Annotated in this window: 12 protein-coding genes and 1 pseudogene; 9 read left to right on the top strand and 4 right to left on the bottom strand. The window is 65.5% G+C overall.

Going from position 1 to position 10,826, the window contains the following annotated elements; translation table 11 throughout:
- Positions 1-15: 15 nt before the first annotated feature.
- From EJI00_RS20070 to EJI00_RS20085, 4 genes are read right to left on the bottom strand one after another with little or no spacing between them, the layout of a single operon-like run.
- Positions 16-1,200 carry an FAD-dependent monooxygenase gene (locus EJI00_RS20070; RefSeq protein ID WP_126749244.1) on the bottom strand — a complete coding sequence of 395 codons (1,185 nt, stop codon included), beginning with the start codon at positions 1,198-1,200 and terminating at the stop codon, positions 16-18.
- Positions 1,201-1,206: 6 nt separating this feature from the next.
- On the bottom strand, positions 1,207-1,494 hold the full coding sequence (locus tag EJI00_RS20075; protein ID WP_126749245.1) for a DUF6587 family protein: 288 nt from the start codon (positions 1,492-1,494) through the stop codon (positions 1,207-1,209).
- 28 nt (positions 1,495-1,522) lie between these two features.
- Positions 1,523-3,418 carry a ferrous iron transporter B gene (locus EJI00_RS20080; RefSeq protein ID WP_126749246.1) on the bottom strand — a complete coding sequence of 632 codons (1,896 nt, stop codon included), beginning with the start codon at positions 3,416-3,418 and terminating at the stop codon, positions 1,523-1,525.
- Entirely contained in the window at positions 3,411-3,716 is a 306-nt protein-coding gene (locus tag EJI00_RS20085) for a ferrous iron transport protein A (RefSeq protein ID WP_126749247.1), read from the bottom strand. Before EJI00_RS20085 ends, EJI00_RS20080 begins: the two co-directional genes overlap by 8 nt.
- Before the next feature lie 342 nt (positions 3,717-4,058).
- On the opposite strand from EJI00_RS20085, the gene EJI00_RS20090 reads away from it, so the two are divergent.
- The 9 genes and pseudogenes from EJI00_RS20090 to EJI00_RS20130 all read left to right on the top strand — a co-directional run.
- On the top strand, positions 4,059-4,490 hold the full coding sequence (locus EJI00_RS20090; protein WP_221885054.1) for a TcpQ domain-containing protein: 432 nt from the start codon (positions 4,059-4,061) through the stop codon (positions 4,488-4,490).
- Positions 4,490-5,464 carry a virB8 family protein gene (locus EJI00_RS20095; protein ID WP_126749249.1) on the top strand — a complete coding sequence of 325 codons (975 nt, stop codon included), beginning with the start codon at positions 4,490-4,492 and terminating at the stop codon, positions 5,462-5,464. The genes EJI00_RS20090 and EJI00_RS20095 overlap by 1 nt, the downstream gene beginning before the upstream one ends.
- On the top strand, positions 5,461-6,240 hold the full coding sequence (locus EJI00_RS20100) for a TrbG/VirB9 family P-type conjugative transfer protein (RefSeq protein ID WP_126749250.1): 780 nt from the start codon (positions 5,461-5,463) through the stop codon (positions 6,238-6,240). Before EJI00_RS20095 ends, EJI00_RS20100 begins: the two co-directional genes overlap by 4 nt.
- A gap of 32 nt (positions 6,241-6,272) precedes the next feature.
- Positions 6,273-7,493, top strand: coding sequence for a TrbI/VirB10 family protein (locus tag EJI00_RS20105; RefSeq protein ID WP_221885055.1), 1,221 nt, complete (start codon positions 6,273-6,275; stop codon positions 7,491-7,493).
- A 16-nt stretch (positions 7,494-7,509) separates the two neighbouring features.
- Positions 7,510-8,550: a P-type DNA transfer ATPase VirB11 gene (gene virB11 / locus EJI00_RS20110; protein WP_126749251.1), complete on the top strand. Its 1,041-nt coding sequence runs from the start codon at positions 7,510-7,512 to the stop codon at positions 8,548-8,550.
- A 31-nt stretch (positions 8,551-8,581) separates the two neighbouring features.
- A complete protein-coding gene (locus EJI00_RS20115; RefSeq protein ID WP_126749259.1) occupies positions 8,582-9,376 on the top strand; it encodes a lytic transglycosylase domain-containing protein in 795 nt (264 codons plus the stop codon).
- Positions 9,377-9,415: 39 nt separating this feature from the next.
- A complete protein-coding gene (locus EJI00_RS20120) occupies positions 9,416-9,862 on the top strand; it encodes a TrbC/VirB2 family protein (RefSeq protein ID WP_126749252.1) in 447 nt (148 codons plus the stop codon).
- Between the two features lie 7 nt (positions 9,863-9,869).
- On the top strand, positions 9,870-10,163 hold the full coding sequence (locus EJI00_RS20125) for a type IV secretion system protein VirB3 (RefSeq protein ID WP_260590791.1): 294 nt from the start codon (positions 9,870-9,872) through the stop codon (positions 10,161-10,163).
- Between the two features lie 20 nt (positions 10,164-10,183).
- Positions 10,184-10,826 (top strand): annotated as a pseudogene (locus tag EJI00_RS20130) (VirB4 family type IV secretion/conjugal transfer ATPase); the annotation flags it as partial.

Here is a 10,826-nt window from a genome sequence, read left to right on the forward strand (position 1 = left end):
CGCCGCAGCGGCCTTTCAGCCTCCGTACAGCCAGGGCTGGTCCAGCAGCCGCACGCCCAGCGTGCGCAGGGCAAGGTCGCGGCCCAGGCGCATGGGGCCGGTGGCATGAAAGGCTTGCCCGTTGCGCCGCGCCCTTGCCTGCACCGTGGCATTGCGCTGCCAGCGAGCCTCGGCATAACGGGCAAAGGCCGCCGGAACTTCGGCCGCCCCGCCGTCGCCGAGCGCCTCGGCCAGCGCCGCAGCGTCTTCGATGGCCATGCCTGCGCCCTGCGCGAGGTAAGGCACCATCGGATGCGCGGCATCGCCGACCAGCGCGATGCGCTCGTGTGCCATGTCCCCCGCGGAGGTCAGCGGCGCACGGTCGCAGAGGGTCCAGGCGCGCCAGTTGGGCATCGCTTCGAGCAAGGCTTGCAGGGCACGGCCATTGTGGCCGGTGGCCTGCTGCAGCGCGGCAAGGCTGCTGGCCTGGTCCCAGTCGCGTGCATCGCCTGCCGGGGCGGCTTCGGCAATCACCACCACGTTGAGCCAATCGCCGCCGCGCACTGGGTAGGCCACCACATGCAGGCGCGGACCGAGCCATACATCGATGCGGCGACGGCGCAGCGCCTGCGGCAGTTCGGCCTGGGCGACCAGCCCGCGCCAGGCCGTATGGCCGGTGATGCGAGGCGGCTCGGCGGCCGAGGGAGATTCGAGCCGCTGGCGCACCACGCTCCAGAGGCCGTCGGCGCCAACCAGCGCCTCACCCTCCCAGGCGCGCGCGCCGCTGCTCGATATGCAGACGAGGTCGTCGCTCATTTCGACCTGCGCAATGCGGGCATCGGTCACCAGGGTGCCCGCGCCCTGCGCCCGCACGGCGTCGAGCAGCAATGAATGCAAGTCGGCGCGATGCACGCACAGGTAGGGAGCGCCATAGCGCCGGTGCAGGGCATCGCCGAGCGGCTGGCGGGCCAGTTCGGCACCGTTACCGGCGCTCTGCACCACCAGTGCATCCGGGCGCGCTGCGATGGCATCGAGGCTCTTGTCCAGGCCCAGCTGCCGGAGGCGCCGCGTGACATTGGGTCCGATCTGGATGCCGGCGCCGATTTCGGCGAATGCAGCCGCCTGTTCGAAGACATCGACGCGATGGCCGCCGCGGGACAGCGCCAGCGCGGTAGCGAGCCCCCCGATGCCGCCGCCGGCGACGAGGATGTGTGTGGGCATCGGCCTTCAGCGGCTGTGCGTGGACAGCGAGCCGCGGCCGGCTTCTTCGGCGTCTTTTCTGTCGGTGGCCTTGGGGCCGCAACTGCCGCAGCTGTCGCAAGAGCCGCAGCCCGAGGTCTTGGCGAGCGAAGCCGCCAGTTGGTCGGCACGCTCCTGATCGACAAGGCCCGCACGGTGCGTGCCAGCCGCGAGTTTGCGAGCGGCGCTGCGCCGCCAGCCCGCGGGCATCCAGCGCCACACCGCGTAGAACGCGGCGGCGGCGACGATCAATCCGACGATCAGTTGCTGTGCCATATCTTCTTCAAACCTTTCATTGCAGGTTTTAACCTGCCCCGAGCGCCACTGCAACGCGGTAGGTAATGAAGCAGGCCGCGTAGGCGAGCGCGAAGAGATAGCCCGCCATGATCCACACATAGCGCCACGAACCGGTCTCGCGCTTCACGGCCGCCAGAGTCGAGATGCACTGCGGCGCAAACACGTACCAGACCAGCAACGACAGCGCCGTGGCGAGCGACCAGCTCCCCGCGATCAGCGGCTCGAGCTGGCCCGCCACGTCGTCGCCGCTGGCCGAGAGCGCATACACCGTGCCGAGCGCGCCCACCGCGACTTCGCGCGCCGCCATGCCTGGCACCAGCGCAATGGAGATCTGCCAGTTGAAGCCGATCGGCGCGAAGATGTGCTCCAGGCCGCGTCCGATCATGCCGGCCAGGCTGTACTGGATGGCCGGCCCCGTGGCGCCTTCAGGCGGCGAAGGAAAGGTCGACAGGAACCACAAGAGGATGGTGAGCGTGAGGATGATCGTGCCCACGCGCTGGATGAAGATCCATGCCCGCTCGTAGAGGCCCAGCGCCAGGTTGCGCAGGCTGGGCCAGCGGTAGGCCGGCAACTCCATCATCAGCGGCGACTGCTGCTTGTTGTCGCGGAAGCGCTTCATCACCCAAGCCACCGCCATCGCCGAGACGATGCCGAAGACATACAGCGCGAACAGCACCACGCCCTGCAGGTTGAACACGCCGCCGACGGTGCGCGCCGGAATGAAGGCCGCAATGAGCAGCGCGTAGACCGGCAGGCGCGCCGAACAGGTCATGAGCGGCGCAATCATGATGGTGGTGATACGGTCGCGCCAGTTGCTGATGGTGCGCGTGGCCATCACGCCGGGAATGGCGCAGGCAAAGCTCGAAAGCAGCGGAATGAACGAGCGGCCCGAGAGCCCCACGGTGCCCATCACGCGGTCGAGCAGAAACGCGGCACGCGGCAGGTAGCCCGAATCTTCCAGCGCCAGGATGAACAGGAACAGGATCAGGATCTGCGGCAGGAACACGATCACGCCGCCCACGCCTGCAATGACGCCGTCGACCAGCAGGCTTTGCAGCATGCCCTCGGGCATGCGGGTCTTCAGCAGCTCGCCAAGGCCCTCGGTCGCAGCCTTGATCGCGTCCATTGGCACATTGGCCCAACTGAACACGGCCTGGAACATCAGGAACATCGTGACTGCGAGTACCAGCATGCCCCACACCGGGTGCATCACCACGCGGTCGATGCGGTCGCTGGTGGCCAGGCTCCCGACCGGCTCGCGCACGGCCATGCCGAGAATGCGGCGCACTTCGCGCTGCGTGGCAAGCACATCGTCGAGCCCGGGCGCCTGCCAGGGCTGCGGCGCGGCGGCGGCCACGGGCGCATCGAGGGCCTCGAGCAGGCCCCGCGCGCCGCCCGAGTGCACGCCGACGGTCTCGACCACCGGCACGCCCAGTTCGCGCGACAGCACGGCCGTATCGACCGCGATGCCCTGCTTCTTTGCCATGTCGGTCATGTTGAGCGCCACCACCATCGGCAAGCCGAGGCGCTTGGCCTCGAGCACGAGCCGCAGGTTGAGCCGCAGATTGGTGGCGTCGGTTACGCACACCAGCAGGTCGGGCAACGGCTCGCTGCTCTTGCCAGTGACCACGTCGCGCGTCACGGCCTCGTCGGCGCTGAGCGCGTTCAGGCTGTAGGCGCCGGGCAGGTCGAGCACGAACACGCGGCGGCCCGATGCGGTGCGAAGCGTGCCCTCTTTGCGCTCGACGGTGACGCCGGCGTAGTTGGCAACTTTTTGACGGCTGCCGGTGAGCAGATTGAAAAGCGCGGTCTTGCCGCAGTTCGGGTTGCCGAGCAGCGCGACGCGAGACGGCTGTGCCGTGGCGGCAAGGCGCCCCGGCCCCTGGATGACCGCCTCAACCATGGCTGGCGCCCTCCGGCACGCCCGGCGCCACGTGGATCAGCGCGGCCTCGTGGCGGCGCAGCGCAAAGGTGGTGTGGCCCAGCCGCACCGCAAGGGGCTCGCGACCCGGGAGGCCACTGGCGACGATGCGCACGGCCTCGCCGGGCACGAAACCGATTTCTGTCAGGCGCAGTGCCAACTCTTGCCCCTCGGCATCGGCCGACCGCGCGACGTCCAATACCGTCGCCCACTGATGGTTGGGTAGTTCGTCCAGGCGTATAGAAACAGGCGCAGCAGCCACGGGAAGAGGGATCGTCATGCGGGTTGGAACTCGTTCATCTCAGCAATGAGAACTATTATCATTGAAACGGGCTCACCCCTCGCCTCGGTGGGCCATCACTGCCTGCCCCGACGTCGACGAGTTGCGCCCTGAGGTCTCTATTCGGCCGAATCCGCGAGGACGAGGAACCCACGCCGTCCGCGAAGCAGCCAGCGCTCCAAAGTGTTAACGATATGCAGCCTGATTGCGGTCGATTCGTGCACTCCTGCACAGCCGTGCGCTAGCGCGGCCGCCTCATCTACATAAGATGAGCGGACATAAAAAAGACTTCAGGGAGTTGCAGTGTTTAACCAAATGCAAGCTATTGCGTGGGGCGCTCGTGTGCGCGCTACAACCCGCCTTGCGGCGGGTGCGGCCTTGTTCATTCTGGCCGTCACGCTCGTCGGGTGCGGCGCGCCTGCACCTAAAGACTATGGTGGCTCCTGGACGCCAGTGAACCGGTTCCAGAGTGCGGCCACCGAGATTCCGCTCTCGCCCGCCTACACGTTCTACGCCTCGCCCATGGACGCGACGCTCAGGACCATGCTGAAGCGCTGGGCGTCGGACAACGGACTGCAGTTGGCCTATCAAATAGGTTCCGACTTCACCCTCCACCAACCCGTAGCGAAGGTTCGCACCAACGACCTTCAATCCGCCATGGGTGAGCTGAGCGCCATCTACGCGCCGCAGGGTGTCTCCATTTCGGCGGACGGCAAGCAAATCCTGGTTCAGGCCACGAGCGCCGCTGCACCAGCCACACCCGGGCCGCGCTGATGTTCAAGAACAAGGCGTCGGCTTCGAAGGTCGACGAAGCCATCGCTCAATCGGTCGACTTCGAGCTCACTGTTGCGGACATTGCACGGCGCAGCGAGCGGCGCGCATGGTGGGTCGCCGGCTCTGCCGTGGCCATGTCGCTGGTGCTGCTGGGCGGCTACTTCTACATGCTGCCGCTCAAGGAAAAAGTGCCGTACCTCGTCATCGCCGATGCGTACACAGGCACCAGCACCGCCGCGCGCCTGACCGACGATGTTGCCCTGCAACGCATCACCACGAGCGAAGCGATCAATCGCAGCAACGTTGCCCACTTTGTGCTGGCCCGCGAATCCTACGACCTCGCGATCACCAATTTGCGCGACTGGACCACGGTGCTGACCATGTCGTCGGGCAACGTCTCCGGCGGCTACACCAACTTGTATTCGTCGGGAAATCCCGCCAACCCGTACACGCTTTACGGCAAGGACAAAGCCATCCGGGTCCGCATCCTGAGCATCACCCTGATCGGCGGCGGAGGCGGCGAAGTTCCCAAGGGCGCCACGGTGCGCTTCCAGCGCAGCGTCTACAACAAGCAGAACGGCTCCTCGGCGCCCTTGGACAGCAAGATCGTGACGATGGCGTTCACCTACAAGTCGAATCTCGCGATGGACGAGCAGCAGCGAATCGAAAACCCGCTCGGCTTCCAGGTTACCGACTATCGCGTGGATACCGACTACGCGTCATCGCCGCCCGAAGAAGTCCTGAGCAATCCCAAGCCCGCCGAAAGCATGCCCGCGATGCCCGGCGCAGCGCTCCCGCCGGGTACCGATGCCCTTCCTGGCGCGGCAGGCAGTGCCCAAGCAGTGGCTCCGCCTGCGCAAACCGCTATGCCAACCACTCCTCCTCCACCGGGCTTCGGGGCACCAGGCGCTCCCGCGCCCGCCGCCCCAGCCGCCCTGCCAACAAGTGCCAATCAGGGAACGCGCCGCCGATGAAATCACAACAGCCCCACCACCGCCGGCGAGCGCTCCTGGCCGCGGCCTGCGCAGTCATCGCCAGCGCCGTGCCCTGCGCCTTTGCCCAAACCGTCCAGATGTACGAGTACCAGCCCGACCGCATCTACACGGTGCGTGCCGGCCTGGGCATCAGCACGCAGATCGAGCTGAGTCCCGAAGAAAAAATCCTCGACTACAGCACCGGCTTCAGCAGCGGCTGGGACCTCAGCCGCCGCGACAACGTCTTCTACCTGAAGCCGAAGAACGTCGATGTGGACACCAACATGATGATCCGCACCGCGACCAATTCGTACATCTTCGAACTCAAGGTCGTGGCCACCGATTGGCGAACCCTGGAACAGGCGCGCAACGCGGGCGTCCAGTACCGGATCAAGTTCACCTATCCCGCCGACATGACCTTCGGCAGGGAAGCCAAGGCCGTCGCCGAGGCGCCGGCGCTCAATACGGCGCTGCTCAAGGACCGGAGCTACAACTTCGAGTACGACTTTTCCACCAGCAGCGCCGGCGCTGCGTGGTTGGTTCCGGTCAATGTCTACGACGACAGCCGTTTCACCTACATCAAGCTGAGCGACCTCAAGCAGTTCCCGACGGGCAACTTTCCAACGGTCTACATGCGCCAGAAGGAGCGCGACGAGGACTCCGTGGTGAACACCACCGTCGAAGGCAGCACCCTCATCGTCCACGGGACCTACCCCTACCTGGTCATCCGCCACGGCGACAACGTCGTGGGTCTTCGCAGGAACACCGCCCAGTGAACCAACATCCTCCTTCCCGACCAGGAGACGCCGTGCCTGACCACGATCAACAAGATCCCTCGTACGGCAACAGCCAGCCTGCTTCAGCAGCCAACCCCTATTCGAAGCAATTCGAGGGCATGGGTGCGCCCGCCGCACCCAACCTCGATGCGCATGCGCCGGAACTCAAGTCCAGCGAAATGCAACGCATGAATCGCCGTGCACTCGGCTTCCTCGCGGGCATCGTGCTTCTGCTCGGGTTGGCTGCCATTTGGCTGATCGGCAACGTGCTGCGCCCCGAAAAGCCACAACAAGCCAAGGAAGAAGTGGTAACGGTCCCAGCGGCGCCTCAACTTCCGCCGCAACCGCCGCCTCCACCGGTCACCGCGCCACCGGCCCCTCCCATTCCCTTGGCCCAGCCGGCGCTGCCGCAGGTGCCATCCGGACCGCAAGGCCCACAAGGTCCGACGCTCATGGAACGCCGCATGGCATCGAGCGCGGGCACTATCGCAGTGGGCCCCGCTGATGGTGGCCAGCCCGGACAGGGCCAATATCCCGCCATGGCGCCGGGCATGGGCGGCATCCCTGGCATGCCCGGCGCGGGCGGCGACCAGGGCATTGCGCCGAACAGCGCCTATCGCATGAAGCCGCTGTCGGCCGTGTCGAGCGCACAGGCCCTCGTTCATCCGAACGTGCTCATGCTGCGCGGCACGTACATCCGATGCGTGCTGGAGACGCACATCGTCAGCGACATTCCGGGCTTCACGTCCTGCGTTGTGACCGAACCGGTCTACTCCGTCACCGGCAAGCGCATGCTGTTGCCGAAGGGCTCCAAGGTGCTCGGAAAGTACGACACCGAACCCAATGGCGATCGCATTGCCGTCATCTGGGACCGCATCGTCACCCCGAACGGGATTGATGTGAACATGGCCAGTCCCGGCGTCGACAACCTCGGCGGCTCGGGTCATCCGGGCCACCTCGATCAGCACTGGGGACAGCGCATCACTTCGGCTCTGCTGATCAGCATGTTCGCCGACGTTTTCAAATACGAACTGGCAAAAAGCGGCCCACAGTCGACCACCGTTGCAGCGGGCGGGCTTGCCGTTCAGTCGCCTTACGAGAGCACCACGGCGCAGACGTTGCAGAGCCTGGCCAGCCAGGCCGTGCGCCGCAACGCCAACCGGCCCGACACGATCACCATCAACCAGGGCACTGTCGTCAATGTCTACGTCGCCAAGGACGTCGACTTCAGCGCCGTGGTCGCGAGCTTCTGACACGGCATAGCGTTAAATGACCGAAGAACTCGTTGCCGCCGTTTCGAACGAATTTCTGGATTACCAGTACCAGGTGCTGGGCATCCGGGACTTCATGCACTCGCCTGACGTCACTGAAATCTGCATCAACCGGCCCGGCGAGATTTACCTTGAGAACCGGTCCGGCTGGCAGCGCGTCGAGGTGCCGGGCCTTACCGCCGCGCGTGCGCTGCAGTTCTGCACCACCGTGGTCAACGAGAGCAACACAGGCCAGCGCATCACCGACGTCAACCCCGTCGTTTCGCTGACCTTCCCCACCGGCCAGCGCGCGCAGTTCGTCATTCCCCCGGCCGTCGAAGCAAGCCAGGTGTCCATCACCATCCGGCTTCCGTCCAGGCAGACTCGCACTCTCGGCCAGTATCACGAGGACGGATTTTTCGACAAGCTGCTCGAAGAAACATCAGGCATCAGCGCGCACGACAAGGAACTGCTCGAACTGCGCGCCGCGGGTCGCTACGCGGACTTTTTCAGGCAAGCCGTTCTTCACAAGAAGAACATCGTGGTCTCGGGTGCCACCGGCAGCGGCAAGACCACCTTCATGAAGTCGCTCGTGCACCACATCCCGTCGGATGAGCGCCTCGTCACCATCGAAGACGCACGCGAGCTCTTCATCGAGCAGCCGAACGTGGTGCACCTGCTGTACTCCAAGGGTGGCCAGAGCACCGCCAACATCACCGCCAAGGCGTGCATGGAAGCCTGCCTGCGCATGAAGCCCGACCGGATCATCCTCGCCGAATTGCGCGGCGACGAGGCGTTCTATTTCATCCGCAATTGCGCCTCGGGCCATCCGGGCTCCATCACAAGCTGCCACTCGGGCAGCACCGAGCAAACCTGGGATCAGCTGGCGCTCATGGTCAAGGCCTCCAGCGAGGGCGCCGGGCTCGAGTTCGCCACCATCAAGCGGCTGCTCATGATGACCATCGACATCGTCGTGCACATCAAGGCCCATGCGGGGCGGCGGTACATCACGGGCATCGACTTCGACCCCGGTCGCCTGGCGCCATCCGGCGCTTCCTGAGGCCGAAGGAATAAACACCGTGTTCCCGGGAATGGAAGCCATCGCTTGCCCCAACCTCGCCGTTCCGGCGCAGGTGATGCGCCACGTCGTGCACGTCGAATCCGGCGCCAATCCGTTCGCCATCGGCGTTGTCGGAGGCCGGCTCGTGCGCCAGCCCAAAACACTGGAAGAAGCGGTGGCCACGGCGCAAATGCTCAAGTCCAAGGGCTACAACTATTCGCTTGGCGCAGCGCAGGTCAACCAGGTCAACTTTCGCAAGTACGGGTTCGACACCCACGAGAAAGCCTTCGATCTTTGCGCCAATCTGGCCGCCGGTGCCAGCATCCTGGCCGGCTGCTATGCCCGCGCCGGCGGCGACTGGGGCAAGGCCTTCAGCTGCTACTACTCCGGCAACTTTGTGACTGGCTTTCGCACCGGCTACGTGCAGAAAATCTACGACTCGATCGGCCGCGGCGTCACTCTCGCGCAAGCACCGGGTGCACCGCCCGCCGCGATTCCGCTGCGCGCTGCGGGCGCGCTACCGACCGCCGCCGTGCCGGCACCCGTGCCCGCCCCAGCCGGCGCCCCATCCGTCGCGGCGGTGCAACCCACCACTGCGGCATCGCGCATCTCGATGCGCGTGGTTCCGCTGGGTGCTTCCACGCAACCAGTTACTGCGCCTGCAATCAATGCCGCGCCCGTTATCCCGCCAGTTGCTGCGACAGCGGGCGCGCCCGATGTCTTCGTGCCGCAGATCCGCCATTCAGGTACCGGCAATCTGCCAGCCGCAGCAGCACCGGCCGCTCCGACCGATCGCCCCGCCGGCGACGGCGCCTTTGTTTTCTGACGCGACCCTTCATTTTTATCAACCAGAGAGGAACTCACCATGCACCGCCCACACAACAACACCGCTTCGTCGTTTACCCGCAGCGCACACGCACGCACGCTTCGCGATCTCGCCATTGCCGCGCTGGTCGTCCTGCCTTGCATGGCCATCGCTCAGTCGGCGGGGTCGGCAGACGGCGGACTCGGGGACACCGCCTGCAAGATGGTCAAAACCGTCGTCGGCGTGCTCAACGCCGTGTCCATCGTGGTGGTCACCATCGCCATCATCTTCTCGGGCTACCAGATTGCATTCGCCCACAAGCGCATCAGCGACGTGGCCCCGGTCTTCATCGGCGCCCTGCTGATCGGCGCGGCCACCCAAATCGCCAAACTGTTTCTCGGCGGCAGCTCCACCGTCGGCGGCGGCAGCACCTGCTCGGCCAGCATCGCGACCGACCCGCTGACCCAACTCGCCGGCATCGTGCAATCGCTGGCCCACTATGCATAAGAACGCGATGTTCCGCGGTTGCACCCGCCCGCCCATGTTCATGGGCGTGCCCTACGTGCCCTTCTTTCTGGGCGCGGGCGGATGCATGTTGCTGGCCATGTACTTCAACCTGTTCTATCTGCTGCTGATCCCGCCGGTGATCTTCGCCATGCGCCTGATGGCCAAGCGCGACGAACTGATTTTCCGGCTGCTGGGGCTGCGACTGCAGTTCCGCATTCGCACGCGCAACATCGGCCAGCATGAAGGTATGTGGGTGTTCACGCCCAACGTGTACCGCGGGCAGTCCAGAGACAACGTCTAGAAGAAGCCGGGAGCCCAACCATGTCCACGCCGCCCTTCAGTCCTGACACGCCCGTCAGCGAATTCATCCCGCTGTCCACGCACGTGTCTCCCACCGTGCTCAAGACCACGGGCGGCGACTACCTCCTGACCTGGAGGCTGGAAGGGCTGCCCTTCGTCGGCCGCGAAGAATGGGAACTCGAGCACCGGCACAACACCTTCAACCGCATGCTGCAAACGCTGCGCGCGCCGGACTTCACCAATGTGGCCTTCTGGGTGCACGACTTGCGCCGCCGCCGGCAGGTCAAGGACAGCAGCCGGTTCAACGAAGCCTTCAACCAATCGCTGTCCGACGCCTACTTCAAAGGGCTCTCGTCGCAAAAGCTCATGCAGAACGAGCTCTACATGACGATGCTGTACCGCCCCGTGGTCTCGGGCAAGCGCTTCGTCGAAAAGTCGGCCGATGTCTCCCGCCTGGCGTCCGAGCAGCAGCAAGCCATCGACAAGGTGCTCGAACTGGCCAGCAACATGGAGGCCGTGCTCAAGGACTACGCGCCCACGCGCCTTCGCATGTACGAGGCCGCCAACGGCGTCGTCTTTTCGGAAACCCTCGAGTTCTTCGGCTACCTGCTCAACCGCGTCGACGAGCCCGTGCCGGTGCTGAAGGCGCCCGTCTACCGCTACC

Source organism: Variovorax sp. DXTD-1, assembly GCF_003984625.1.
GTDB lineage: Bacteria > Pseudomonadota > Gammaproteobacteria > Burkholderiales > Burkholderiaceae_C > Variovorax.

Excerpts from the sequence above, each read along its gene's own strand:
- EJI00_RS20070 (WP_126749244.1), bottom strand. The coding sequence starts at position 1,200 with ATGCCCACACACATCCTCGTCGCCGGCGGCGGCATCGGGGGGCTCGCT.
- EJI00_RS20075 (WP_126749245.1), bottom strand. The coding sequence starts at position 1,494 with ATGGCACAGCAACTGATCGTCGGATTGATCGTCGCCGCCGCCGCGTTC.
- EJI00_RS20080 (WP_126749246.1), bottom strand. The coding sequence starts at position 3,418 with ATGGTTGAGGCGGTCATCCAGGGGCCGGGGCGCCTTGCCGCCACGGCA.
- EJI00_RS20085 (WP_126749247.1), bottom strand. The coding sequence starts at position 3,716 with ATGACGATCCCTCTTCCCGTGGCTGCTGCGCCTGTTTCTATACGCCTG.
- EJI00_RS20095 (WP_126749249.1), top strand. The coding sequence starts at position 4,490 with ATGTTCAAGAACAAGGCGTCGGCTTCGAAGGTCGACGAAGCCATCGCT.
- EJI00_RS20100 (WP_126749250.1), top strand. The coding sequence starts at position 5,461 with ATGAAATCACAACAGCCCCACCACCGCCGGCGAGCGCTCCTGGCCGCG.
- virB11 (WP_126749251.1), top strand. The coding sequence starts at position 7,510 with ATGACCGAAGAACTCGTTGCCGCCGTTTCGAACGAATTTCTGGATTAC.
- EJI00_RS20115 (WP_126749259.1), top strand. The coding sequence starts at position 8,582 with ATGGAAGCCATCGCTTGCCCCAACCTCGCCGTTCCGGCGCAGGTGATG.
- EJI00_RS20120 (WP_126749252.1), top strand. The coding sequence starts at position 9,416 with ATGCACCGCCCACACAACAACACCGCTTCGTCGTTTACCCGCAGCGCA.
- EJI00_RS20125 (WP_260590791.1), top strand. The coding sequence starts at position 9,870 with ATGTTCCGCGGTTGCACCCGCCCGCCCATGTTCATGGGCGTGCCCTAC.